This is a genomic window from Pontibacillus sp. HMF3514 (genome assembly GCF_009858175.1).
GTDB lineage: Bacteria > Bacillota > Bacilli > Bacillales > BH030062 > Pontibacillus.
This window is the reverse complement of record NZ_CP047393.1, coordinates 3,167,466-3,194,011: the sequence shown is the minus strand read 5'-3', so window position 1 is coordinate 3,194,011 and position 26,546 is coordinate 3,167,466. Positions and strand designations below refer to the sequence as shown.

General features: G+C 37.9%; 25 protein-coding genes, 1 other RNA gene and 1 pseudogene. 17 read left to right on the top strand and 10 right to left on the bottom strand.

The annotated features are described in order from the left end of the window. Positions 1 to 29: 29 nt before the first annotated feature. The 3 genes from GS400_RS16405 to GS400_RS16395 are packed head-to-tail and all read right to left on the bottom strand — an operon-like array spanning position 30 to position 3,667. Positions 30 to 1,988, bottom strand: a complete 1,959-nt coding sequence (locus tag GS400_RS16405; RefSeq protein ID WP_160103572.1) for a PTS fructose transporter subunit IIABC — start codon at positions 1,986 to 1,988, stop codon at positions 30 to 32. A gap of 15 nt (positions 1,989 to 2,003) precedes the next feature. After that, entirely contained in the window at positions 2,004 to 2,918 is a 915-nt protein-coding gene (pfkB, locus tag GS400_RS16400; protein WP_160103570.1) for a 1-phosphofructokinase, read from the bottom strand. Beyond that, positions 2,915 to 3,667, bottom strand: a complete 753-nt coding sequence (locus GS400_RS16395; protein WP_160104666.1) for a DeoR/GlpR family DNA-binding transcription regulator — start codon at positions 3,665 to 3,667, stop codon at positions 2,915 to 2,917. Before GS400_RS16395 ends, pfkB begins: the two co-directional genes overlap by 4 nt. A gap of 222 nt (positions 3,668 to 3,889) precedes the next feature. Between GS400_RS16395 and secG the strand changes: the two genes are divergently transcribed. The 3 genes from secG to rnr all read left to right on the top strand — a co-directional run bounded on the left by secG (position 3,890) and on the right by rnr (position 7,622). Continuing rightward, a complete protein-coding gene (secG, locus tag GS400_RS16390; protein ID WP_027445789.1) occupies positions 3,890 to 4,123 on the top strand; it encodes a preprotein translocase subunit SecG in 234 nt (77 codons plus the stop codon). Between the two features lie 375 nt (positions 4,124 to 4,498). Further along, complete coding sequence (locus GS400_RS16385) at positions 4,499 to 5,248, top strand: alpha/beta hydrolase (protein WP_160103568.1); 750 nt, start codon at positions 4,499 to 4,501, stop codon at positions 5,246 to 5,248. 37 nt (positions 5,249 to 5,285) lie between these two features. Then, positions 5,286 to 7,622: a ribonuclease R gene (gene rnr / locus GS400_RS16380; RefSeq protein WP_160103566.1), complete on the top strand. Its 2,337-nt coding sequence runs from the start codon at positions 5,286 to 5,288 to the stop codon at positions 7,620 to 7,622. A 125-nt stretch (positions 7,623 to 7,747) separates the two neighbouring features. Here rnr and GS400_RS16375 read toward each other — a convergent pair whose 3' ends face one another. Then, complete coding sequence (locus GS400_RS16375) at positions 7,748 to 8,542, bottom strand: GNAT family N-acetyltransferase (RefSeq protein WP_160103564.1); 795 nt, start codon at positions 8,540 to 8,542, stop codon at positions 7,748 to 7,750. 997 nt (positions 8,543 to 9,539) lie between these two features. On the opposite strand from GS400_RS16375, the gene smpB reads away from it, so the two are divergent. From smpB to GS400_RS16355, 4 genes are all read left to right on the top strand, one after another. Beyond that, positions 9,540 to 10,010 (top strand): SsrA-binding protein SmpB, encoded by a 471-nt coding sequence (gene smpB, locus GS400_RS16370; protein ID WP_160103562.1) that lies wholly within the window; start codon positions 9,540 to 9,542, stop codon positions 10,008 to 10,010. A 130-nt stretch (positions 10,011 to 10,140) separates the two neighbouring features. Further along, positions 10,141 to 10,499: a transfer-messenger RNA gene (gene ssrA, locus GS400_RS16365) on the top strand. Positions 10,500 to 10,851: 352 nt separating this feature from the next. Then, entirely contained in the window at positions 10,852 to 12,036 is a 1,185-nt protein-coding gene (locus GS400_RS16360) for a D-alanyl-D-alanine carboxypeptidase family protein (protein WP_160103560.1), read from the top strand. Positions 12,037 to 12,194: 158 nt separating this feature from the next. After that, entirely contained in the window at positions 12,195 to 13,655 is a 1,461-nt protein-coding gene (locus tag GS400_RS16355; RefSeq protein WP_160103558.1) for a Na+/H+ antiporter NhaC family protein, read from the top strand. Positions 13,656 to 13,700: 45 nt separating this feature from the next. On the opposite strand, the gene GS400_RS16350 is transcribed toward GS400_RS16355, so the two are convergent. Next, positions 13,701 to 15,197 carry a multicopper oxidase family protein gene (locus GS400_RS16350; RefSeq protein ID WP_160103556.1) on the bottom strand — a complete coding sequence of 499 codons (1,497 nt, stop codon included), beginning with the start codon at positions 15,195 to 15,197 and terminating at the stop codon, positions 13,701 to 13,703. Between the two features lie 201 nt (positions 15,198 to 15,398). On the opposite strand from GS400_RS16350, the gene GS400_RS16345 reads away from it, so the two are divergent. Then, the gene (locus GS400_RS16345; protein ID WP_160103554.1) at positions 15,399 to 15,680 is read left to right on the top strand and encodes a glutaredoxin family protein; all 282 of its coding nucleotides are present in this window, start codon (positions 15,399 to 15,401) and stop codon (positions 15,678 to 15,680) included. A 111-nt stretch (positions 15,681 to 15,791) separates the two neighbouring features. Here GS400_RS16345 and GS400_RS16340 read toward each other — a convergent pair whose 3' ends face one another. Beyond that, positions 15,792 to 16,127 carry a winged helix-turn-helix transcriptional regulator gene (locus tag GS400_RS16340; protein WP_160103552.1) on the bottom strand — a complete coding sequence of 112 codons (336 nt, stop codon included), beginning with the start codon at positions 16,125 to 16,127 and terminating at the stop codon, positions 15,792 to 15,794. Positions 16,128 to 16,250: 123 nt separating this feature from the next. On the opposite strand from GS400_RS16340, the gene GS400_RS16335 reads away from it, so the two are divergent. Next, positions 16,251 to 16,745, top strand: coding sequence for a lactoylglutathione lyase family protein (locus GS400_RS16335; protein WP_160103550.1), 495 nt, complete (start codon positions 16,251 to 16,253; stop codon positions 16,743 to 16,745). A 66-nt stretch (positions 16,746 to 16,811) separates the two neighbouring features. On the opposite strand, the gene GS400_RS20080 is transcribed toward GS400_RS16335, so the two are convergent. Further along, positions 16,812 to 16,988, bottom strand: a complete 177-nt coding sequence (locus GS400_RS20080; RefSeq protein WP_201450115.1) for a hypothetical protein — start codon at positions 16,986 to 16,988, stop codon at positions 16,812 to 16,814. A gap of 248 nt (positions 16,989 to 17,236) precedes the next feature. Here GS400_RS20080 and GS400_RS16330 point away from each other — a divergent pair, with 248 nt between their 5' ends. Continuing rightward, positions 17,237 to 17,650, top strand: coding sequence for a VOC family protein (locus GS400_RS16330; RefSeq protein WP_160103548.1), 414 nt, complete (start codon positions 17,237 to 17,239; stop codon positions 17,648 to 17,650). Positions 17,651 to 17,676: 26 nt separating this feature from the next. Further along, positions 17,677 to 18,540, top strand: a complete 864-nt coding sequence (locus GS400_RS16325) for a VOC family protein (protein ID WP_160103546.1) — start codon at positions 17,677 to 17,679, stop codon at positions 18,538 to 18,540. A gap of 64 nt (positions 18,541 to 18,604) precedes the next feature. Here the strand turns inward: GS400_RS16325 and GS400_RS16320 are convergent, their stop codons facing one another. The 3 genes and pseudogenes from GS400_RS16320 to GS400_RS16310 all read right to left on the bottom strand — a co-directional run bounded on the left by GS400_RS16320 (position 18,605) and on the right by GS400_RS16310 (position 22,305). Beyond that, positions 18,605 to 19,819 carry a M24 family metallopeptidase gene (locus tag GS400_RS16320; RefSeq protein ID WP_236560998.1) on the bottom strand — a complete coding sequence of 405 codons (1,215 nt, stop codon included), beginning with the start codon at positions 19,817 to 19,819 and terminating at the stop codon, positions 18,605 to 18,607. 106 nt (positions 19,820 to 19,925) lie between these two features. Then, positions 19,926 to 20,636 carry a GntR family transcriptional regulator gene (locus GS400_RS16315; protein ID WP_160103544.1) on the bottom strand — a complete coding sequence of 237 codons (711 nt, stop codon included), beginning with the start codon at positions 20,634 to 20,636 and terminating at the stop codon, positions 19,926 to 19,928. A gap of 98 nt (positions 20,637 to 20,734) precedes the next feature. Continuing rightward, positions 20,735 to 22,305, bottom strand: a pseudogene (locus tag GS400_RS16310) (BCCT family transporter). 279 nt (positions 22,306 to 22,584) lie between these two features. Here GS400_RS16310 and GS400_RS16305 point away from each other — a divergent pair. The 6 genes from GS400_RS16305 (at position 22,585) to GS400_RS16280 (ending at position 26,538) form a co-directional block, all read left to right on the top strand. Beyond that, positions 22,585 to 23,073: a GNAT family N-acetyltransferase gene (locus GS400_RS16305; protein WP_160103542.1), complete on the top strand. Its 489-nt coding sequence runs from the start codon at positions 22,585 to 22,587 to the stop codon at positions 23,071 to 23,073. Between the two features lie 301 nt (positions 23,074 to 23,374). Further along, entirely contained in the window at positions 23,375 to 23,935 is a 561-nt protein-coding gene (locus GS400_RS16300) for a GNAT family N-acetyltransferase (protein ID WP_160103540.1), read from the top strand. 66 nt (positions 23,936 to 24,001) lie between these two features. Further along, a complete protein-coding gene (locus tag GS400_RS16295) occupies positions 24,002 to 24,157 on the top strand; it encodes a hypothetical protein (protein ID WP_160103538.1) in 156 nt (51 codons plus the stop codon). Between the two features lie 146 nt (positions 24,158 to 24,303). Then, the gene (locus GS400_RS16290; protein ID WP_160103536.1) at positions 24,304 to 24,777 is read left to right on the top strand and encodes a GNAT family N-acetyltransferase; all 474 of its coding nucleotides are present in this window, start codon (positions 24,304 to 24,306) and stop codon (positions 24,775 to 24,777) included. Positions 24,778 to 24,803: 26 nt separating this feature from the next. Continuing rightward, positions 24,804 to 25,133 carry a hypothetical protein gene (locus GS400_RS16285; RefSeq protein ID WP_160103534.1) on the top strand — a complete coding sequence of 110 codons (330 nt, stop codon included), beginning with the start codon at positions 24,804 to 24,806 and terminating at the stop codon, positions 25,131 to 25,133. A gap of 166 nt (positions 25,134 to 25,299) precedes the next feature. Continuing rightward, positions 25,300 to 26,538 (top strand): serpin family protein, encoded by a 1,239-nt coding sequence (locus GS400_RS16280; protein WP_160103532.1) that lies wholly within the window; start codon positions 25,300 to 25,302, stop codon positions 26,536 to 26,538. The last annotated feature ends 8 nt before the right edge of the window (positions 26,539 to 26,546 follow it).

Below are 26,546 nucleotides of genomic sequence, written 5' to 3'. Positions count from 1 at the left end.
TAAAAATTCACTTTAACATGATACATGATTTAAGCGGTTTTAGCATCTTTTTTTAATAAACCAACTAAAACTGCTGTAACAACAGAGCCTGCAATAATTGCGATGGAGTAGAATAGAGGTGCCATAATTCCACCGCTAAATGCGTCAACGTTACTGTTTACAAAAGGGAATACAAAGATACCGCCGTGTGGAGCGCGCAATGTAATGCCAAATAACATGACTAATGCACCTGTAATAGCTGAACCAATTACGGAAGATGTGATTACACGTGCCGGATCAGCTGCTGCGAATGGAATTGCGCCTTCTGTTATAAAGGAGGCTCCCATTGCATATGCTGTTTTTCCTGTTTCGCGCTCTTGCTTAGTAAACTTGCTCTTAAAGAATGTTGTAGCTAGTGCTAGTCCAAGTGGTGGCACCATACCGCCAGCCATAATAGCTGCAATTGGAGCATAGTTATTCGCATCAATCATAGCTAAACCAAATGTGTAAGCTGCTTTGTTAACAGGGCCACCCATATCAACAGCCATCATTCCGCCTAATAGTAAGCCTAGAACGATATTTAAATTCCCTAATCCATCTAACCAGTTTTGTAATCCTGCGTAAATGGATACAAGAGGTGGGTTGATTAAAATCATAATTAAACCTGTAATGAGTAAGCCGAATACAGGATAAAACAGAACAGGTTTCAATCCATCTAATGTCTCTGGTAATACTGTCAATGCTTTTTGTATGAGTAGCACAACATAACCTGCTAGGAAACCAGCGATTAGACCTCCTAAGAAACCAGAACCATTTCCTGCACCTTCAATACCACCAGTTTCTTGTATGGCTATGAGACCACCAACCATACCTGGAGCCAAACCTGGTCGACCAGCAATACTTTGTGCAATAAAGCCTGCTAATACCGGAACAAGTAAGAAGAAAGCTTTTCCGCCACCAATGGTCGATAACCACGCTGCAAATTGGTTATACTCTGGAGATTCAGGGTCCGTTGCTTCAATTCCCCAGAAGAATGATAAGGCAATTAAAATACCGCCACCTACAACGAATGGAAGCATGTTGGAAACACCGTTCATTAAGTGTTTGTAGAAGCCTTTTTTCTCGCCTCCACCTACAAAGGATCCATCTTCGCCTTCTTCGCCATCGGCTGCATTACCGCCACCTTCATAAATCGGTGCGTCTCCCTTTGCAGCTTTCTCTATTAGATTCTTCGGTTCGTGAATTCCTTTTGCGACTGGGACTGTTAAAGTTGGTTTTCCTTTAAAACGATCCGTCTCAACTTCTATATCAGCTGCAACGATGACACCGGTAGCTTTTTCAATGTCTTCACTAGTAAGAGCGTTTTTTACACCGCTTGAACCGTTTGTTTCAATTTTAATTTTTATTCCCATTTCTTTAGCTGTTTCTTTTAACTTATCTGCAGCCATGTACGTGTGGGCAATTCCTGTAGGACATGCTGTAACAGCTACGACATAAGCTTCTTCATGATCTTCTGAAGTGGTTTCCTCTTCTGCTTCTTCTTCCTCATCACCTTCGGATTCTTTATCGTTGATAAGTTGAATGATTTTATCTTTGGACTCTGCTTCTAAAAGTTTTTCCCGGAAGCTTGCATCCATTAATAAGGAAGATAGGCTAGAAAGCGTTTCTAAGTGCTCTTGGTTGGCCCCTTCAGAAGCTGCAATCATAAAGAATAAATGGGTAGGCTGACCGTCAAGTGATTCATAATCAGCGCCATTTTGGGAGCGAGCAAACGCTATCGCTGGTTCTTTTACAGCTGCTGTTTTAGCGTGTGGAATCGCTACACCTTCGCCAATACCTGTTGTACTCTGATCTTCACGAGCTTGAATAGCTTGTTTGAATTCTTCCTTGTCATTCAAACGACCAGCTTCATCTAACTTTGAAACTAATTCATCTATAATTTCAGGCTTTGAGTCTGAATCAAGCTCTAAAATCATGGTGTCTCTTTTTAATAAATCAGTAATTTTCACGATTCTTACCTCCTTTTATGCATGTTCTTGAACTTCAATCTCGGATAGAAGTTTCTCTATATCTTCTTTGGTGCCTAGGTCGTTATTAAAAGCTGTGGCGCTTCCGGCAGCAACACCTTGTTTAAATGCTTGGATGAGATCTTTGTTTTGGCGGTAAGAAGCAAGAAATCCTGAGACAACCGAGTCCCCAGCTCCAACTGAGTTTTTGACTGTCCCTTTAGGAACGTTACAAGAATATGTATCATCCTTACTAACAAGAATTGCTCCTTGTCCCCCCATGGAAACAATGACATGCTCAGCACCTTGATCAACAAGTTTGCGAGCATATGTGATGGCATCCTCCTGGGTTTCTATGCTTGTGTTAAAAAGCTCACCAAGTTCATGATGATTTGGCTTAAGTAAAAATGTGCGGAGTCCAACAAGCTCTTCTAATGCTTTACCTGAGGTGTCAGCAATGAAATGAGCATCATTTTGATCACAACGCTTTGCCATTTCCTTATAGAAGGTTGCAGGAATTGTTTTCGGAATACTTCCAGCGACTACAAGATAGTCATCAGGTTGTAGTTGATCCACTTGTTGTAATAGTTGATTTTGTTGCTCTTCTGAAATGTCAGGGCCAGGCCCGTTGATTTCAGATTCTTCATCTGATTTAAGCTTTACGTTTACGCGTGTAGGATGCTTAGTTTCTATGAATTGGTGTTCTACATGTTCAGATTCAAGATATTCTTCTATAAATCTGCCAGTAAAGCCACCAATATAACCGAGTGCTGTGTTTTGAATATCTAATCGTTTGAGAACGCGAGACACGTTGATCCCTTTTCCTCCCGCATAATAAAACGTTTTCGAAGCTCGGTTTAACTCTCCTTCATGAAACTGATCAACATGCATAATATAATCAACTGAAGGGCTTAATGTAACGGTATAAATCATGATGTCACAACCTTTACTGTCGTTTTCTCTTGGAAAGGTATTATCCTTTCTTGTTGTGTTTCATTCGTTATGAACTGGGCTTGTGATAGGTCTGCAATTTTAGCAAACGTAACTTCATTTAGTTTGGAAGCATCACCAAGCACATAAGCTTCCTGTGATTGTGACAAAGCAGACTGTTTGATGAATGCTTCTTCTGGATCTGGAGTGGTATAACCATGGCTTGGATGGACACCATTTACGCCAAGGAAGCATTTATCGAAACGGTACTGGGATAGCGTATGATACGCTCCCTGACCAACAAGGGCTTTTGTTTTATATTTTACAAAACCCCCAGTTAAATACGTCTGAACCTTATATTCCATCAATGCTTCAAGTAGAGATAATCCATTTGTTACAACTGTGATGTTCCGATCTTTTAAATAGGGAATCATTTGATACGTTGTTGTTCCAGCATCAAGAAAAATACAATCATCTTCACGTATCAGACTAGCTGCATAACGGGCTATAAGTTGCTTTTGGTCTAAGTATTTCGTTGATTTCTCTGGAATGCTTAATTCTTCACTTTTTTGGTGAAGCACAGATGCACCACCATGAACCCGCTTAAGTTTGTTTTCATTCTCCAACTGACTAAGATCTCTTCGTATAGTTGCTTCAGAAGCGCCAGTAGCATCCACTAGCTCCTGAATTTTGGCTGTTTCTTGTTCTTTAAGTAGGTTTAGTATAATTTGATGGCGTTGAGGTGTTAATATAGGAATCCCTCCGATCCATTATTTTAATAAGGAAGCCTTTTCATAAATAATCATATTCAATCAAAACCAATCAAAAGATATCAAATAATCAATAAAGGTTCAACTAATATGCAAAATAAAATAATTTTGAAAAAATTCGCATGGAAGATGTTGTTGCCCAAATGCTTGTTTTATGCTAAATTTATCTGTAGGTATTTGCACGTCTTATAGGAGGTGGATCACATGTACGGAGTTGTCGTTACATTACTTGTAATAGATGCAATAGCAATGATTACATTAGTACTTCTTCAATCTGGTAAAAGTGCAGGTCTATCTGGAGCGATTTCAGGTGGAGCTGAGCAACTATTTGGTAAACAAAAAGCACGCGGAATTGATGCGGTTATGCATAAAGCAACCATCGTGACTGCTGTTTTATTCTTTGTTTTAACATTCTTACTTGGTTATGTTGTAGGCTAAGCAACGAGTTTATACTCGTTGCTTTTTTTAATGGTTCGCCAGGAAATAGGGGGAAATCGCCTGAAAATGTCCTAGGATAGCCCGGAAACGTGGTGAGATCGCCTAAAAACCCACAATAATCGCCTGAACATGCTTCCTGACCGCCTGAAACCAGGACACGATCGCCCGAATAAGTGCTGACTCCCCCAAAACTCCCCTACCTAAATACCTTCTCCTTATGCTTTCCCACTTTTTCATGGTAATATGGATACGTTCTTAGAGGATGGAACCATATTCCTCAATAGGTAATTAATTAGGCTTACATGAATCCATGGTTCAGGCGAAACTAACCATATATATAGAATTTGCAGCGAAGATAAAAGGAGATGTAGAAAGATGAAAATAAAACAACCACAACCATTTACGTTTGAAGCAGGAAATCGTGCGGTATTATTATTACATGGTTTTACTGGCCATTCAGCAGATGTTCGAATGTTAGGCCGTTATTTAGAAAAGAAAGGCTATACTTCACATGCTCCCATTTTGAGCGGACATGGGCAACCAGCAGAAGAAATTTTAAAATACACACCAGCTGACTGGTGGAAAGATGTTCAGAATGCATTGCAACATTTAAAGGATAAAGGCTATGAAGAAATTGCTGTAGCTGGTCTCTCTCTAGGAGGTGTTCTCGGGTTAAAGCTTGCTTATAGCGAACCCATTAAAGGTGTAACACCAATGTGCTCTCCGATGTTTTTTGACAATGAAGAAGAGCTAAAAAAAGGGTTCAAGCAATTCGCAAAGGAATACAAGCAGCTTGAGAAAAAATCTGAAGATACAATCCAAGAAGAACTTGACACACTATTAGAAACACCTTCTAAAACCTTTGAGGAACTTGGTAAGTTGATTAAGGACGTACATGACAACATTGATATGATCTATGCGCCAACATTTGTAGTCCAAGCAGAAAACGATGAAATGATTAATACAGAAAGCGCGAATTATATTTATGAAAATGTTGAAGCTGATCAAAAAGAAATCAAATGGTACAAAGAATCAGGACATGTTATCACGTTAGATAAAGAACGTGAACAATTACATGAAGATATTTTCAACTTCTTAGAATCCTTGGACTGGTCAGTGGAATAATAAAGGTAACGAATAGTAGAAAAGGACGGTGGAATATATGAGTGATCAGCTGAAAAAACAAATTTTAGATCATTTTAATGAGGATAATGCTCGACCATTATCTGTCCACGAAATAGAAGAAGTAATCGGAATAGAAGAAGAACAAGACTTTACCACTCTAATGAAAACCTTGAACCAGTTAGAGGAAGAAGGAGAGCTTGTACGTACACGTAAAAATCGTTACGGACTTCCAGAAAAAATGAACCTAATACGCGGGAAAGTTCAAATGCACGCAAAAGGCTTTGCTTTCCTCATTCCAGATAAAGAGGATCAGGATGATGTGTATATCCACCACTCTGATCTTCAGTCAGCTATGAATGGAGACCGCGTACTTGTTCGTATTGATTCACGAGTTGATGAAGGTAAGCGACCAGAAGGAACGGTAATTCGTATAATTGAACGAAATACAAATGAAATCGTAGGTACTTACGATGATAATGGATATTTCGGATTTGTTATAGCGGATGATAAACGCATTCCAAATGATATTTTCATTCCAAAAGGCGCTACGAATGGCGCAGTAGATGGACATAAAGTAATTGTGCGAATAACAAAATACCCTGAAGGACGCATGAGTGCTGAGGGTGAAGTGACGCAGATCCTTGGTCATAAGAACGACCCTGGCATAGATATTTTAGCTATTATTCATAAGCATGGAATTCAGGTAGATTTTCCGAATGAAGTGATTGAGCAGGCTACTCAAACGCCTGATGAAATTAGCCAGGATGAAATTAAGAACCGTCGTGACCTCCGCGATGAACAAATTGTTACCATTGATGGTGCTGACGCAAAGGACTTGGATGACGCAGTAGCTGTGCGTAAGTTGGATAATGGAAACTATCATTTAGGTGTTCACATTGCTGACGTTACGTACTATGTAGGGGAAGATTCTCCAATTGATAAAGAAGCGCGCGAACGAGGTACAAGTGTTTATCTTGTAGACCGTGTCATTCCTATGATTCCACATCGTTTGTCCAATGGAATTTGTTCCTTGAATCCACAGGTGGATCGTTTAACACTATCTTGTGAAATGGAAATTAACCCTGATGGGGAAGTCGTGAACCATGAGATCTTCCAAAGTGTGATTAAGACGGATGAACGTATGACGTACTCCGACGTGAAGAAGATCCTTGTAGATGACGATGAGGAACTGAAACAACGTTACGAACCCCTTGTGCCTATGTTTAAGGAAATGGAAAACCTCGCTTCCATTCTACGTAGGAAGCGTTTAAAGCGCGGAGCAATTGACTTTGACTTTAAAGAAGCACAAGTCCTTGTAGATGAGGAAGGGAAAGCAGAAGATGTAGTGCTTCGTGAACGTTCTGTTGCTGAGCGTTTAATTGAGGAATTCATGCTAGCTGCTAACGAAACCGTCGATGAACACTTTCATTGGATGGACGTTCCGTTCATTCACCGTGTGCACGAAGAACCAGATTCATCAAAACTTCAGCACTTCTTTGAATTCATTACAAACTTTGGTTATAACGTAAAAGGTTCAGCTGATGACGTGCATCCGAAGGCATTACAGGAAGTGTTAGAAGCGGTAAAAGGAACCGAAGAAGATATGGTAATCTCAAAACTCATGCTTCGCTCCATGCAGCAAGCTCGATATGACGACAAAAACCTGGGTCACTTTGGTCTATCAACTGAGTTTTACACGCACTTCACGTCACCAATCCGACGTTACCCTGACTTAACGGTACACCGATTGATACGTCGTTATATTATCGAAGGGAAGCTTGACCAAAAAACGCGTCAACATTGGAAAGATCAAATTCCTGAGATCGCGAAGCATTCCTCTGAGCGTGAACGTCGTGCCGTTGACGCTGAACGCGAAACAGATGATCTGAAAAAAGCAGAATATATGCAGGACAAAATCGGTCAAGAGTTTGAAGGTGTCGTAAGCTCTGTTACAAACTTCGGACTTTTCGTAGAATTACCAAACACAGTTGAAGGTCTTGTACACGTTAGCTATCTAACAGATGACTACTATCATTTCGATGAGAAGCAATATGCCATGATCGGTGAACGTACAGGGAATGTTTTCCGAATCGGTGACGAGCTAACTGTACGAGTAGAGAAAGTTAACCTGGACGAACGAGTTGTTGACTTTGAAATCGTAGGTATGGAACCTCCGAAGAAAAACAAACCTAGTGCACGTCCTGACAAACCAAAAGTCATCCATGCTAAGAAAGAGAGCTCAGGTGGCAAAGGTGGAGACAAAAAAGGTAAAGGTCGAAGCAAACACCAAGGTAAAGGGCAAGGTAAGAAAAAAGACGGTGGCAAGCCGTTTTACCAAAATGTCCAAAAAGGTAATAAAAAGAAGAAGAAATAATGATTAAAAGCCATGACAGCGTGCCTGTCATGGCTTTCTCATTGACTGAGTTCATTAATCTGATAAATTTATAAAAAAAAGCTTCCCATTAAAGAAATCTTTAAATGAAAAGCTTATTCTAAAATTTAAACCCATTTTCCATAAAGAACCCAAGCCTGACTCCATTCATAAGGGTGGAGGGAAGGGATGTTTTGATATCCTTTTGGTGAAAAATCTATCCATGCACCATAAATATTTGGATGGTGCTGCAGCTCATATTGAATCGTTTCCCAAAAACCAGGTTGTTCGTGATGGTCATCCCATAGGTATTTTACATTGGCATAAAGATGACCCTTTTGATCCTCTTGCACAATAATAAAACGATCCTCAGTCTCATTCACGTAAAATGAAGATCTTTCTAAATAATCATCTGTAAATAAATCTTGATCAAAAGGAACAGGATAGTAGCCTTCATAAGGAAAGACACCTAAAGGAATATCCGCAACACTTTTTAAGAGTTCACGTTTTCTTTTGGTATCTCTAACGCTGGTCCAGATAGGTCCCTCTGTTCCTACAACTTGATATGGTTTTTTTAAAATCAGAGGATGGGTTGTAACAACCTGAGGAATGCCAAGTTTACTCATTACTTTTTTGGCTGCTTCGTTGTTTTCTTCTGTATGAGCACCAATCCATTTAATATTCGGTAGCGCTTCCAAATCACGAATAATAAAACGTAAAAGATTTGTCGCATGCCCTTGTGATGTATAGCGACGATCACTACGTAATCTTCCAAGCATAGCGTATTGATTCGCAAATAATGTATATCCTGCAATAGAAATCATTTGATCATCTTCAAATAGACCATAAACTACATTGTTTTCCCGTTTAATTAAGTCGGGGAAAATACGTAGTACATAATCATCTTCAATTCCAGTGTCCATTTGTTCCAGGGTGTTTATATCACTTTCTGTTAAAACTTTTATGTGTAAAGTCCCGCATTCCACGACGATAACCCCTTTGCTGTAAATTCCCACCCATATCATATTATAGAGAAAGCTTGGCTGTCTATTTAATGACATCAAAATTTAAAAATATTATTAAAATTTTTCTTATATAAACTCTAATCCCTAAAAAATACTAATTATTTTATTCCGTTAAATGGCAGTTATCTTGAATAAGCTAGTGCGGAGTGGTTCCGTTGCTTTTGAGGAGATCGGCGGGCTGGGAAACGGGCTGCTTTCCCCGGACGAACGATCGAGCCTCCTCATCCGCTACGCTCCTTGCGGGGTCTCGCTCGCCCGTTTTTCCGGAGGAGTCAGCCCGTTTCCCAGCCCACCTTAGCCGAATGGTGACTAACGGAACCGCAGCTATCATAAGGTTTTCTGATTTAAAATCTGTGGTTAAATCAAATATTCCTTAAAGTGATCTTAAGCCTTATATGTAGAGGGGGGGTAGTTTCTAAAATAAAATCACCTTAAGCATGATATTACATGATCTTATCCTTTGGTCCGTTAACCTCCATAACAGCAAGGGGTGAAGGAAACGGCGAACTCCAGTGGTAGAAAGGGCGGCCGAGACCCCCGCAGGGAACGAAGTGAGTGAGGAGGCTGAAAGTAAATAATGAAGATCGACTAAGACCGCCACATCGTGTGGCAACGTCGACCTACCCCACGTCGTGTGGGGCAGCAGGAGTATCGCCGTTTCAATGAACCCCTTACTCTCGCGATAGCAAAGGACTCCTCCGAACCTATATCTCGATTCCAATCCTTCCAGATAAGGGGGCTTAAATGAAATGAAAATAGAGTTTACAGCACCTAAAAGTCTAATTAAAAGATCAAAATAATCAAAAGAAAACATTCCACTTAAAAGGTGGTTTCATTGGAATAGGTGAAAGGAATTTGATACAATATAGGTTACGCAATATGAGGAGGAACGATTATGCCAAAGGGTCAACAAGGAAATGCAATAGCGAGAAATAAAAAAGCGAATCATGACTTTTTCATTGAAGATACATTCGAAGCAGGGATAGTTCTACAAGGAACAGAAATCAAATCGATCCGTGCAGGTCGTGTGAATATGAAAGACTCATTTGCTCGTGTAAAAAACGGTGAAGTGTTCCTTCATAATCTGCACATTTCTCCTTACGAGCAAGGTAACCAGTTTAACCATGAACCGACCCGCATGCGAAAACTTCTTTTACACAAAAAAGAAATTAATCGCCTGATCGGTGAGACCCAGCAACAAGGGTATTCCATCGTGCCATTAAAAATGTATATAAAAAATGGTGTAGCAAAGGTTTTAATTGGTCTAGGAAAAGGTAAAAAGAAATATGATAAACGTGAAGACCTGAAGCGTAAGCAGGCTAAACGTGATATCGATCGCGCTGTAAAAGATAGCTTGAAACGATAGGATTTCCATCAGTTTCCTTTGATAAAATGTGCTGACGTGTTATAATAATAAATGTCGTTGAAGGAAAACAAAGCAAATTGAATATAGAGAGCCTAGAGCTCCTATCCGTTAATTGCTCCACTATTTATATGGGGACGTTACGGATTCGACAGGGATAGATCGAGCTTTAGTAGCGAGTCGTATGGTCACGCGTCAAGTGCCACGCCAATAATAACTGGCAAAGAAAACAATTTCTCTCTAGCAGCTGCATAAGCTGACCTAGAGGATCCTTCCTGCCATCGCCCATGTGGTAGATTGAAGGGTCTCAAACTGAAGTGGGCTACGCGTTCATTCGCCGTCTTAGGATGAACGAAGAGACCAATAAGACTAGCTACAAGGAAGCCCGTCAGTAGGTCGAATTGTTAGCGAATCATAATATACTGACTACGCTCGTAGAAGCTATTGTGACGATATCTCTGGACGTGGGTTCGACTCCCACCGTCTCCACCAATACATATGTTGGTGGTTTTTTTATATGTAAAAAAAGTAAAATAAACTAACAGTAAAAAAGCTCACTTGTTTTCATTTGAATCAAGTGAGCTTTTTTACATATTATACCAATATTATGACTCATCTCTATGAGGAAGTACCTGAAAATAAGGATTCTGATAATATTTTCTTAAAAAAATTCATAAATTGAAAGATTTTTCTGTAAAATAAAGAAGATAGATAGAGATCAATATAAGCTAATAATCCTCCTGATGGGATTAAAGAATCAAGTAAAAAGATATTTTAGTTAAAGTTATAGAATTATTAAGTCATATAATATGTTTCTATTATTTAACTCATAGAGGTTGATATCATGAAAAAACCATTTTTATTGATCATAACAATAATCTTTTTTTCATTTTTATTTTCTATACCGAAATCTTTTGCAAAACCTGATCCTTTACCACCCAAAGTAAATAGTGAGGCAGCTATACTGATGGAATTTAATTCTGGAAAAGTGCTTTACACAAAAAATGCAGGAAAAGAAATGTATCCGGCTAGTTTAACAAAAATTGCGACGGCTATTTACGCACTTGAAACAGGGAACTTAGATGAAATGGTAACTGTCCCCAAGGAGGCAAGATCTATTGAAGGTACGAGAGTGTACCTTGATGAAGGAGAGAAAGTTACACTGAAAAAGCTCCTACAAGGACTGTTAATCAATTCTGGTAATGATGCGGGTGTTGCAATTGCTCAGCATTTGAGTGGTAGTGTGGAACAATTCGCTGCTGATCTGAATGAATATCTAACTAGTGAAGTTGGTGTAGAGAACACAACGTTTGCTAATCCACATGGACTATTTAATCCCACTCACGTTACGACTGCTAAAGATCTAGCCAAGATTACACAATATGCAATGAAGAATCAAATTTTCAGAGAGCTATTTGGTACGAAAACATTAAAGTGGGATGGAGATTCATGGGATACCACGCTTTACACTCATCATAAGTTAATGCGAGAGGATCCGTATGAAGGGATTACAGGTGGAAAAACAGGATATGTAGACGAATCAGGTTTTACATTAGCTACTTCTGCTAAAAGAAATAACTTAAGTCTTATCGTGATCACTTTGAATAGTGAAAGGCAATCTATAGCTTACGACGATACAAAGAAACTTCTTGATTATGGTTTTGACAATTTTAAAATCTCAAGTTTGTCAGAATTTCACTATGGTGATATTGATAAATTACCTCGTAATCTTTATGTTACACATCCAGTTCAAGAGCGGTTAAGCTATGAGGTGACAAATACAGAGAATTTGAAAGTAAGCAATAATGCGGTAGATGTTCAAGGGATATCTCCCTTAATAAATTTTGACAACAAAAAAGATAACATAAAAAATAAATCTTTTACTCCTAATGGAAGAGAAAAAGAAGAGGACGACTCACTACTTAAGGCTTCTTTAACTATAATTATTTTATTATTGTTAATGGTCACTTGTTTCATTTTTTATAAAACGAAATACTCAAAAGAGGAATCCTTTAAAGATTCTCTTTAATAGAGAAATATAAATTGAGAGTTATGCATAAAGCATAACTTTTACTTTTAGAAAGAAGATGTAGAGGAAGCTCATAGCGCCATTGAATAACTTCAGAATAAACTTTATGTACTTCGGACAACATAAGCCGCATCAAGAACTAGTTCGGAGTGATTGAAATGGAGTTATGGTTGTCTGTTTTGCCACCTATTATTGCCATTATTTTTGCTATATGGACGAAACAGGTCATCCCGTCTTTATTGGTTGGGTTATGGGTAGGCAGTCTTTTAGTAGCTCAGTCGTTTATAGGTTCGTTCGGTCAGACAGTGGATTATATTACAGACGTATTAACCACTACTGGAAATGTTCAGGTTATTTTATTTCTATACATCTTTAGTGGGTTAGTGGCCCTTATTCAAATTTCAGGCGGAATCCAAGGTTTCGCCAAGTTTGTTGGGAAGTACATAGATAATGCACAGAAAACACTCTGGTCGTTATGGGGTCTATTACCTGTTACATTTGTTGACTGTGGGTTTCGAGTCGTGGCGACGGGTGCGATTATTAAGCCATTAGCTGAAAAATATAAAATTGCAAAAGAGAGACTAGCGTTTATGTTAAATAATTCAGCTAGTCCGGTGATCTTGTTAATCCCCATCGCAACAACATTTGTAGGGTATATTATAGGGATTGTACAAAATGGTATGGATGCCACAGGTGTAGAAGGATCTGCATTTTCTTTGTATTTACAGTCACTTCCTTATCAGTTTTTTAGTTTCTTTTCGATCGCTGTTACGCTCTTTACGATTATACCGAGGTTTAACTTTGGTCCAATGAAAGAGATCATTAAAAACCGAGGAGCAATGAATGAAAAGAACATGCAGACGGAATTTGCTGAAGACATGTCTCATAACCACCAAAAAGCTGAAACAACGAAGGACCAAACGGGAAATGCGATGAAAGGCAGTATGGAGCATGATCATGATATGGATCAAGATCCTGTATTAAAACCAAGAATAATGAATCTACTTATTCCACTACTGACGCTAATACCGTTAAGTTTTGTTCTTATGATAGGTAGTGATGACCCCTCAAAAGCAATGCTTGTAGCACTATCGATAACATTAGTGGTGACCTTTTTCTTGTACTTGTTCCAAGGGCTTAAGTTAGGTGATCAAGTTGAACATTTTATAAAAGGTGGTAACCAGTTAATCGTAACAATCAGTATATTAATTGTAGCTTGGCCCATATCCAAAGTTTCGCAAGACTTAGGGTTGTCTCAATTAATTGAAAATACTCTTTCTGGTACCATAGGTGAAAATTTAGTACCTGTAATCACATTTATCGTTACAGCGGCTGTTGCTTATTTTATTGGATCTTCTTGGGGGAGTTGGGCATTAATGATGCCTGTTGCATTCACGTTAGCATCAGCAACAGGAACGACTTTTCCTATTGTCATTGCTGCTGTTTTATCAGGTGGCACTTTTGGAGATGTTACTTCACCAGTATCAGGAATGACGGCGATGTCAGCGGGGATTGCTGAGGCAGATCATATGAAATATGTTAAAGTGATGTCTCCTTATAATTTAGGTTCAGGTGTATTAGCAGCATTAGCATTTCTAGCTGTTCCTCTTATATTTTAATCAACTCAGAAAAAACGAGCTTGGAAATCCAAGCTCGTTTTTATCTTATTCCGGCTTGTTTGTCTCGTCATGAATATTCACAGGTGAGGTATAGCCGTTATAGTGAATAAGCGACATCATACCATTTTCAGCATGAAGGAGGTCATGACAGTGGAAGACCCAATCCCCGGGGTTATCTGCTTTAAATATGATTTCATAGGATTCATTCGGTTTGACATTAATTAAATCCTTAACGATAGGTTTATCTAACTTTTCGCCGTTTTTAGAAATGATTTGAAAGTGATGACCATGAAGGTGCATTGGATGGTCGAATTGGCTATCATTTGATAACGTCACTTTTACGATGTCGTCTTTATTTATGTTAAGTGTTGGTGTTTTAGGAAAAACTTCTTGATTAATTGTAAAATCCAAGCCTCTGCCTCTATGCATCTCTGCGCCTAACAACATATCATAGGTTTTATCAGCGTTTACGTCTTCGTTAAATAATGGATCCTTTGACTCTAAAAAAGTTTGAGACACAGTATGACGGTTTTGAATTTCAGCAACTGCTTTATTGGAGTCAGCTTCATCAATTTGAATGGGGATTCTCATATCAGTAGCTGCTGAATCGTTATCCATACTTTGGATATACCAATCTTCACTATCGGTAGATGTGAATTCAATATCAATACGTTCGCCAGGAGCTATTTCTAACAGGTCAGTTGTGGGTGCTGTATCTTTTACTGGCTGTGCATCAAGTGCCACAACTTTGTAAGATTGATCACTCAACGATAATATGTGCTTTTGATACCCTGCATTGATAAAACGGAGACGAACACGTTCCTCAGACTTAAACTTAGCAGGCGGAATATCTGGTGAAGTTTTACCGTTTACTGTGAAAGTATTGTAAAGCATCTGGGTGTCCATGTCGCCTGTATCTCCACTCATCATGTTCCCCATATGAGTACCCATGCCCATTCCCATACCATTTTGTGAGTTTCTGTTCAGTAGCCACTCATCTAAAACAAACACTTTATCTTGATCATAGCTTTTGTTTTTAGGTTCAATAATCAGAGGGCCATATAACCCTTTGTCTACCTGTGAAGAACTTTGTTGGTGTGAGTGATACCAATAAGTACCCGAATGTTTAGGCTTGAAAGTATAAGTGAAATCCTCCCCGGGCATCACCGCATTTTGAGTAACACCTGGTACGCCATCCATTTCATTAGGTAATACCATACCGTGCCAATGGATCGTTACAGGGGCATCAATTTTGTTGATTAATTTAGCTTGTAGAGTTTGCCCTTCTGTAAGTCGGATTTCTTTACCCGGTACAGACCCGTTATAAGTCCATGCTTCACCATCAATATCATTACCAAAATCCCACTTAACCTTTGAAGTCGTCAAAGTAAGTTCTTGATCAGAGTGCTCTTCTTTTGAGGGAGAGGAATTCACTTCAGATATATCGTCTTGAACTGCAGGGGTGTTATTACTCTTATTTTCCTGACATCCTACTAATAAAGCAGTAAAGATTCCTAGAATTATTAAAATCTTGACTTTCATGTGCATCACCTCAATATACGTTATGAGGTATATTAAAACATATAATTGTGCAGAAACTGCTGATAATTGGTGAACATTTCGTTACATCATCCTGATATCATTATGTATTTTAAATGTAAGTTAATAGAGTGTTTAACACTTAAAAAAATAAGGGGAAATGAACTATTGAAATCATATGAAGTGAGAAAGGTGGGATCGTGGTTGAAAGATCAATTAGAACTTAAACTTTTTACAAGACCTACTTGTTCAGACTGCCAACAAGCAAAAACATATCTCAACTCGGTGGGTATTGATTATCAACATAAAGATGTTAGTCAAGATCCGAAAATCGAGGAAGAGTTAAAGAGTATATCTGGTACGAGAATTGTACCGCTGTTTGCCTTTTATAAAAAAGGGTTATTTGGTAAGAAAAAACTGGTGAATCATTTCATTGGGTTTGAAGAAAATAAAGATGAAATTAAAGGCATTTTGAATAAAAATTAATAAGCATCTTAAATTAAATCAATTAAACTCCTTGAGAATTTGTAGCTTCTCGAGGAGTTTTTTCTAAATCATTTTAAAGTTGTTGAAGAAATAGCGTTAATAAACACTTATCTACAGATCTTCACCGTACTTAGTTCCCCAAATATGCATTTGTTCAAGTATAGGCATCACTGATTTTCCCTTATCTGTCATAGAGTATTCTACTTTAGGAGGAATCGTATTATATGGAACACGATCTATGAATCCATCCACTTCTAATTCTTTTAATTGCTGACTCAATACTTTATGAGTGACACCAGGAAGTAGTTTCCTTAACTCATTATATCGTAAAGTTCCATCCACGCCTAAATGCCATAATATAACGGTTTTCCACTTACCTCCTATTTTTTTTAATGTATATTCAATCGAACAATTAAGTTTTCCTTCTTTATCTATTGGGGTATCCATATTAAAACAGTCCTTTCTTACCTTAAGGTTAGTTTCTTACAAAAAAGTGCATACTTACATGAAGAAATTCTCTAAGTATAATTTGCTGATGTAAGCTGAAAACAAAAAGGAGGAGTAAAGAATATGCTAACATATCCTAGAGCTTTTTCTCATATAGGTCTATCTGTCCCGAACTTAGAAGAGGCTATTAATTTCTATAAAGAAGTATTTGGTTGGTATGTCATCATGGAACCATCCGAAGTAGAAAATGATGATACTCCCATTGGACAAATGTGTAGAGATGTATTTGGGGACAATTGGGACAAATTCAGAATTGCCCACTTATCAACCGGCGATCGTATTGGTGTGGAACTATTTGAATTCCCTGAAAATGAACAACCAGAAAATAATTTTGACTACTGGAAAACTGGATTATTTCACTTCTGTGTTCAAGATCCCGATATTGAAGGAATTGTGGAAAAAATAAAGGAACATGGTGGGAAACAACGGATGCCTATCAGAGAGTATTATCCTGGGGAAAAGCCATTTAAGATGGTTTATGTAGAGGATCCTTTCGGTATAATTTTTGAAATCTATACTCATAGTTATGAATTAACTTATTCAGCAGGCGCGTATTAGAAAGTGATATAAAAAATGGTTTAAAGAAAAGACTTGTCAAATTTTGAGAAGTCTTTTCTTTATAGATTAATCTAACGGCCTGTTACTACTGTTTGATTTTCTAGCTCTTTTCGCTTTTTCTTTATGAGCTTGATTTGCTGCAGTACTTCCGATTTCACCTGCAAATTCTGAATCCTGTTTACTGGAATCAAAACCATCTTTATTTTTTTGTTGGGCATCATTTTTCTTGGTGCGTTTGGACATGTTCATCTCTCCTTAATTGCTTTTTTTTTAGTATGAGAAGTTGCTGATAAGAATATACGTAAAAGTGTCTTCGATGCTGCCAACATCAGTTTTTCCTATGTTTCACTTGAGAACATTGGCTGGTAAAAAGGGAATATTAGGGGGGATATTTATATCCAGTGTGGAAATAGTTGTGAGGTGATTTTCGAGAGGATTTCTCTTTTGTAGAAGTAGGTTAATTATTTAATTTTAATCGGAGGAGGAAAACGATGAGTTCATTCATAAAAAGAGTAGGAACTACATACATCCCTGTAGTTAATCCAGAACATTCATCAAATTGGTATCAGCAAAAGCTCGGCGCTATTGAAAACTTCCGAAATGAGGAAAAAGCGATTCTTGATTTGGCTAACCAGAGTGTGTTTCTTGTTAAAGCTCAAGGAGGTCAGACTTCTAATTTTACAGATATAAATGGTAATGAGCATTTTGCAATGACATTTGAAGTGGATGGATATGATGAATTAACGCAATTACGAGAAGAGCTGATAACAAAAGAAGTAAGTGTAGGAGAGGTTGAGGATCGAGGTCATCCAGGTAATAATTTCGTTTTTTATGACTTGGATGGTAATGCTTTTGACGTGTGGAGTGAGCTAAGCCCAACCTTTAAAAAATTGCATGGTGTATAATTGAAGGAAAATAAAGGGGGCTTTTCATGGAAAAGCAATTTTTTTGTGCTCCTACTACGTTCGTAGGCCATGTTGAATTAAAAGTTCAAGACTTAGAGAAATCGATCAACTTCTATGAAAATGTAATAGGTTTTAAAAAATTAAAAGAGAATAATCAGAAGGTTGTTTTTACAGCTGATGGAACAACAACTTTGTTATCCATTACACAGCCAGAGAATGTAAAACCAAAAGAAAATCGAACTTCAGGCTTATTTCATTTTGCTATATTGTTACCGAATCGTTTGGAACTGGCAAAGGCCCTAAAGCATTTACATCAACATCATGTTCAAATTGGGGCATCTGATCATCTTGTTAGTGAAGCTCTTTATTTAAATGATCCTGATGGAAATGGAATTGAGATCTATTCAGATAGAGATTCAGGTGAATGGGAATGGAATAACGGCGAAGTGAACATGGCTGTAGATCCGTTGAACTTTGAAAACCTTCTCGCTGAGGTAGGAGATGGAGAATGGACGGGGTTACCATCTGATACCGTTATGGGACATATTCATTTACATGTATCAGATTTACCTAAATCTGAAGAATTTTATGGGAAAGGATTAGGGTTTCAAATTGTGAACCGTTATGGTAATCAGGCACTCTTTATGTCTACTGGGAATTATCATCATCATATAGGTTTAAATACATGGGCTGGAGTAGGGGTCCCTGCTCCCTTAGAAACTAGTGTTGGCATGAAGTTTTTCACACTTGTCTATCCTAGTGAGGATGTTAGGAAGCAAGTAGCTCAACAAGTAGAGAACTTAGGATATGAAATAATTCAGGAGGGCGTAAATATTTATACAACAGACCCTTCCGGTAACAAAATTCAATTAGCCGTTTCTAATCCCTAGTCCTTAATAGGTTTTTACTTCATAAAAAAGCTCAAATCTCAGTGTAGAGATTTGAGCTTCATTATTATTTCATTAGCTTTTGTTCAAATGGAAAGTCAGAGAAGTTCTCAACGCCGTCTTCAGTAACTAGAAGTTGCTCTTCAAGCTTAACGCCTTCTTTTCCGCCTGGAGAACCAATGTAACTTTCTACAGATAACACCATGTTTGGCTGGATTACGCCGTCATACCCTTTTTCTTCAAAGTCTTGTGGATACACAATATAAGGATACTCACCGCTTAGGCCTGTACCGTGTGCCACTGTAAAGTAACGGTTCGGGAAGAACTCATCTGGGATTTGCCAACTCTTTTCAGCATATTCACGGAATGTCATGCCTGGTTTAAGCAAATCGATGTTGTATTGAATTTGTTCATATGCTGTTTGATATAAACGTTTTTGTTCATCTGATGGTTCACTATCACCACAATAGAATGTACGGCTGATGTCAGTGAAGAAACCGAATGGACCATTCATGTCTGTATCAAAGGCTACAAGCTCCCCTTCGTTAATGACTTTATCACTACATTCTTGGAACCATGGGTTTGTACGATTTCCGGAGCTAAGCAATCTTGTTTCTACATAATCTCCGCCTTGAGCAATGTTTGTTTGGTGAAGTTGAGACCAAAGTTCATTTTCAGTGATGCCTGGTTTAAGTGCTTGCTGCATACGAATCATACCTTCTTCAGCAGTACGAACGGAGATTTTCATCGCTTCAATTTCTTGATCATTTTTAATACTGCGTGCATGCTCAATAGGTTCTTGTCCGTCTACAACATCGATACCTAATTTCGCAAGTTCAATTGCCCCTACAGATGGTACGTAATCAATTGCTAATTTATTATTATCACCTGCGTGCTGCTTAAACAAGTCTGCAATTTCTTTAGCCCAGGCTTTAGCATTATCATAAAGGTTTTCGCCAGAAGCAACGTAAGATAATGTAGTTGCAGGGCGAACTTCATCAATCGTCTCAATCCCCTCAGAAAGGTGCTCGCAGTTAGGGAAATCGAATAATGTTATAGGTCCCTCTGTAGGAATAAACACGTACCGAGCTGGGTTACGAAGCATGAATACTTGCATGTTTCGGCTTCCAGTAGCATAGCGCAAGTTTACTGGATCGAAAATAACAATACCTCCATACCCTTGAGCTTTAAGCTGTTCTCGTACTCTTCCTAAACGATATTGGCGCATACGGACAAGATCAATTTGTGTTTTATCATGACGAATACTTGTTAATTTACTCACTCTTTTTCCCCCTATTTGATTGACTGTATCTATTTTAACTTGTTTTTAATCTACCGAACATGTTATAACATGTTTTAACTTATTGCAATATGCAATGTGAAGAAAATTATCTTCCAATCTCTACCTTGTAGTTGAATGCGCTGGTTACATACTTTGTTCGGCTATACTCGATCGGCATCGTATCAATACCAATTGTGGTTCGTTCAATATCCACTAAAGCTTCCCCAGGGATTAATCCGAGTAAATCAGCTTCATATTGGGTTGCATTAGAAGCGGACACGGTTTCTTTTATATTTTTATAATGAACATCATGGCGACCTAATGATGGAAATATATCAAACATTTCAGTTGCGTCTTCTTTGATCTTTTCTCCAATGGACACCGGGACGAATAACTGTTGGTAGGCAATAGGTTTGCCGTCCGCAATTCGTAATCGTTCTAAGAAATAGACTTCATCCATTTCGCTAAGCATTAGTTGTCCTTTTGCGTAGTAGCGGTCCATGTTTCTTCCAGAGCGCAACAATTTTACTGACATATCATCTCCGATTTCATGGTGAACGATCCCAGGATTCCCGATATCCTCTTGAGGCACTTCTCGTACCCGAGTGGGAGCACCACGGCGCGTTTCTAAAACGCCATCTTGAACTAATTCACGGATTGATTGGCGAATGGTCGTCCGACTAACATTATATTGTTCAATAAGTTGATTCTCTGAAGGGACAGCTTCTCCTGGTTTCCATGTTCCGTTTTTTATATTGTTCACCATTTTATTTTTTATCTGAACATATAAGGGTAACTTTCTTTGCTTGTTCGACATATTATGACTCCTTTACTAACGTCTCTTTTCATACTATCTTTCATTCTAAAGGAGGTATAGGAAGCTTACCAATAAAAGAGGTAAGCTTTAGTAGAGGTTTAGCTTATTTTTGTTTCCTCATACTCATCTACTTCTGGTTGCTTATATTTCTTTTTATTAAAACCGAAATCGTAAGAGGCTGCTTTAACAAAGGAGATCCCAAGCATTGGCATAATGATGAGTAATGGTACACCGCCCACGATACTGGCTGTTTGTAGGGTTGAGAGGCCACCAATGTACATGAGGACAATTGGTAGGATGGATAATGCAAACGCCCAGAACAAACGATTCCAACGAAGCGGTTCACCTTTAACCTCTTTTTGTACTACTGAAGCAATTATATAGGAGCCTGAATCAAATGTAGTTGCTGTAAAGATTACAGCTAGTACGACAATACACCTACTAGTAGTTTGCCCAACGGAAGAGTATTTAGTATGCCCATAACTGCAGCTGGAGGTCCAAGGTTTTGGACGGCTTCAACCACACCATATTGACCGCTCATTTCAAGAAAAATGGCATAGTTCCCAAGAATGCCGAAGAAGATTATGCTTCCTAATGTTCCGTACAATAAAGTACCCACGATCAACTGACGAACTGTACGTCCTCTAGAGATTCTTGCTACGAAAAGGCCGACAAAAGGAGCGAATACTAACCACCATGCCCAGAAGAACACAGTCCAACTCTCTGGAAATCCTGTTCGCTCAAAAGATCCTAAATTATTGAATGGCTCTGTCCAAGTACTCATACGCAAAAAGTTAGAGCCTACAATACCTAGTGCGTTAAACGTAGATTCTGCCATAAACAGGGTTGGTCCTGCTACAAAGATGAAACCTAGTAAAAATACGGATAACCATAAGTTCATATCGCTCAATACACGGATTCCTTTTTTCAAACCGCTAAAGGCACTGAAGCCGAAAATAACTGTACAAATGATAAGGATACCCGCTTTCATCATTTTGCTTGACTCGATACCTGTGAGGTCATTAATACCTGAACCGATTAGAGGCATTGCTAGGCCAAGTGTTGTACCAGCTCCACCTAATAAACCAAATAAGAACAGAATGTCTACAAGTTTACCTATTGGACCATCTGTTTTATCGCCAAGAATCGGGCGGCATGCTTCACTAATTTTCAAAATCGGTTTCTTTCGTACATAATAGAAGTAAGCTATTGGTACAGCTGGGAGAGTAAAGATACCCCATGGGATTAGGCCCCAGTGGAAAATTCCATATGCAGATGCCCACTCCATAGCTTTTGATGACTCAGGTTCGATTCCTAATGGTGGTGCTGTGTAATAATAAACCCATTCAATTGCAGCCCAATATAAAATACTTGCTCCAATTCCTGCGCAGAAAAGCATGGCTGCCCATGATAGAGTCGAAAACTCTGGCTTTTCATCTTTACCTAATTGAATTTCTCCAAACCGACTGTATGCTAAGTAAAGTAAAAAGATAAAAGTTCCTAATCCAAAAGCTAAAAAGACAACACTGAGGTTACTTGTCATAATATCTTTTAAAGATAGGACAAATTCTTTACCGCCTTTCGGGAATAATACTAAAGGCAATGTAACTGTTATTAACAGTACTAATGAGCCTATAAATGTAGTCCAATCAATCAGTTTCTTGTTCACTGTATCTCTCCTTATGTTTAACTTGTTATTATTTTTGTTTAACTTGTTATTACAAATAGAATTATACAGATTGATTATTCTTATTGTTAAATATCATAGATAGCTGTGAGTTCGAATGAGTATGCGTGAGTCGTTAATAAGATTTTAAAATCACGTATTTTCGTCTTAATTCATTGATTTTCTTAAATATACAACACAAACTGTACAAAATTGATACGTAACATTGACGAGGTGTCATTATATGTTAGTAGATAAAGAGATAAGATGGAGGTGAAAAATATGAAACAAGTAAACAAACAGGTTCAATTAACATTCATACAAGGGGACCATCGCCGCAATTTTATGAATTATTTACTTCTTGCGGATGAATCAGAAATAGTCGTATCAGAGTACATAAATGAAGGGGATATGTTTGCTATATATACTGGTGAGGTGCTTGTAGGAGTTGCTATTTTTACCTTTCACTCTGACCAAATAGTTGAGCTTAAAAACATTGCAATCGACCACATCTATCGAGGGCAAGGATTGGGAAAGTCCGTAATAGAAGAGGCTTGTTCGCTTTATCGTGATCAAGGGGTATATAAAATGATCGTTGGGACTGCGAACTCTAGTATTGCGAACTTAGCATTTTATCAAAAAGCTGGGTTTCGAATAGCAGAGATTAAGAAAGATTTCTTTCTGAAGTACCCTGAGCCCATTTGGGAAAATGATATAAGAGCAATAGACATGGTTATGTTTGAGAGAATTATACATACAAGAAAAGTTTGACAATTGAAAAGAATCTCAGTATGATAAATGAAATTTTAAAATTCGAGCGATGTAAAGTTTATTAGTTAAGGGTTGCTTCGTAACGGCCACTTTATTTGGTAGTGGAATTACGACGGGTTCTCCCGTTATAGGGATAGAGTATTAGCTGAATTTAAAAGTAGTACCTGATGAGGATGGTGTGGTGACATACCAATAAACTGAGGTGGTACCGCGAAGTTCATAACTCTCGTCCTCAAGATGACGGATCTTGAGGAGGGAGTTTTTATTTTATCTAATTATAGTGTCTGGGGGAGAGATTTAAATGAATCCAATTTTGAATGATGTAGCTGAAGAGTTAGAAACAGAGCAACTTATTTTACGCATGCCTAAGCCAGGTGATGGAACGGCTGTCAATGCAGCCATTACTGCATCACTTGAAGAAATGAAACCTTGGTTGGGGTTTGCTTTAGATGAACCGAGTGTAGAAGATACAGAGGTTAATACTCGACAGGCACATGCGAAGTTTTTGACGCGCGAGAATCTTCGCTATCTTATTTACTTAAAAGACACTGAAGAATTTGTAGGATCTACAGGATTTCATAATATAAATTGGGATATTCCAAAGGTTGAAATTGGCTATTGGATTGACACGAGACTCAGCGGCAAAGGCTATATGCAAGAAGCTGTACAAAAGCTAACTGATTTTGCTCTTGATGATTTAGGGTGCCGTAGAGTAGAGATTCAATGTGAATCGGAAAACTATAGAAGTCGAGCTATTCCAGAGAAATTAGGATATAACTTAGACGGTATTTTGAAAAACGATGATCTATCCGTAGATGGGAAACGCTTAACGGATACTTGTATTTATTCTAGAGTTAAATAGAGCCCACATACCTCACTCCTTTTTGAACATACTAGGAAATGACTACTTAATAAGGAGTGGGCAACCATGTCTCAAAAAGGGCCTGTAAAACGTAATCAAACATCCGAAGAGATCTCAAGAAAAAATAAAAAGTACGAAGCCGAACTTGCTGATGATATGCAAGTAGGGAATAGCGAGCATCAGAGTCAAAAGAAGAGTGGAAATCAAGCGAATAAAAAATAAGGATTTTAAAGGCAAGTACCTAATTTAGGTGCTTGCTTTTTTTAATGTAATTTTAATAAATATAGTGAATGATTGATGTAGCGAATGAAAAGGGTATATCACATGTTAAAGCGAATATTCTATAGAGAAGAAGGGGGAGGGGTTTCATGAATGTAACGTTAAAACCGATGACACAAGAGCGCTTCGAAAGATATTATGAAAAGTCTATTGAGGAATATGCAGCTGAACATGTGAAAGCAGGGAATTGGACTGAAGAAGAGGCGTTACCAAATGCTCAAAAGCAGTTTCAACAATTATTACCGGAGGGTCTAGAGACAGAAAATCAAATTCTATTTACAATTGTAAATGAAGAGAACAACTCTATCGGAATTCTTTGGTTGAATATAACGGAAAAACAAGATAAAAAACATTCCTTTATCTATGATATTAAGTTAGATGAGGAACAGCAAGGTAAGGGATATGGAAAAGATTCAATGAATGCTCTTGAGGATTTTGCGAAAGAACAAGGGATTCACCAAATAGGTTTACATGTATTCGCTCATAATAAAAGAGCAGTAGCTTTGTATGAAAAAGTAGGCTTTGAAATGACTGATCATGTAATGAAGAAGCGGATTACATAATTTCACTCTAGAAGTACGGTGATAAAATGGTTGTAAAAATTCAAAACTATAAAGATGCATTTAACGTCAAAAAGGATTATGTGGAATGTCACCATATCAGTCGTGACATGTTGTTAAATGGTGATAATCAAGCACTTGCTAAAACATTGGCTACACTATCAGCACTTGCTGAACAAGTGAATAAAGAGCGCTGGTCTGGGTATCACAAGCTTTATAAAAAGTTATTAGAGCAATTAAAAGACCTTGATTCCTTTCCTTTTGATCAGGAAGATTTAAGAGAGCAATTAAGTGATTTGGATCAAAAAATTAAGCAAAAAGAAAATATAACGTCTGTACCCATAAAACTGAAAGAGTAATTGAGATTATACGCGGTTTCTAAATAGAGGCCGTGTATATTTTATTGCTATAAAAAGCAGGAAACAGAAAACAACAGTATGTGTCTAAATGAACTTAAATGCTATTTTCAATTATATGTAACTTGTAAAACTTTGTTGCGTCTAATTAGGCAAAGGGGGAGAGAAAATGAGGAACAGTAAAAGATTTATCTCAACAATCATTCTTTGTCTTGGACTAACTGCTTGTGGAACAAGTGCTACAGATGATCAAACAAAAACTTCAGATAAAAAGGATTTACCTTACAAAATGGAAAAGATCAATCAAGTTGTGATGGATGGTAACGCTGTTTTTGCTTGGGATCTGTTCAAGAAGCTAAGTGAAGAAGAAAAGCAGAAAAGCATCTTTATTTCACCTTTTAGTATATCAACTGCTCTTTCTATGACCTATCAAGGAGCGCGTGGGGAAACAAAAGAAGAGATGAAAGAAGTATTGGGATATCAAGGTGTTGATATCAACAAGGTTAATGACACGTACAAAAACTACATACGATACGTGACTCAAATGAATGATGTAGATGTGAATATAGGAAATTCAATATGGGTACGTGATGGATTCGCTGTAAAAGACACTTTTATTAAAACCAATCAAGACATGTATGGTGCGGGTGTCTTCGAAAGAGATTTTTCAGAACAAACGGTAACAGAGATGAACAATTGGATTAGCAAAGAAACCAACGGAAAGATCAAGGAAATGTTGTCTCCTCCTATTAAGCCTAATGTGAAAGTGTTTCTAATTAACGCGATCTATTTTAAAGGGGATTGGAAGGACCCGTTTAAAATAGAAAATACAGAAGAAGAAACCTTTCATGTTACAAGTGAGAGCTCAAAGACCGTACCTATGATGTATAAGCAAGGAACAGTTCAATATAATGAAGGCTCTGATTATAAAGCGATCGAAATGCCTTATGGAGAAGGAGATACTTCCATGTATGCTGTTTTACCAAAAGAAGGGACCACTCTTCGTTCATTTGTTAGTGGAATGACGATGAACAAATTGAATACCATTTTAGAAGGTATGGAAACACAAGAAAAAGTGAATATATCCTTTCCTAAATTTAAAGTGGAATATGGAACCAAGAATCTAAACGAATCTTTACAAAGCTTAGGGATGAAAAAAGCATTTAACAATGCCGATTTCTCAGGAATGTCAGACAGTGGATTAAGTATAGATCGCGTTCTTCATAAAGCTTTTATTGAAGTAAATGAAAAAGGGAGTGAAGCAGCGGCTGCAACCGTTGTAGGAATGGCTGAATCTGCCTCAGCTTCCCAACCTAAAACATTTAAAGCTGATCACCCCTTTCTTTATATCATAGCGGACAATCAAAAGGAGTCTATTCTCTTTATGGGAACCTATTATGGAGACTAGAAAAAAGA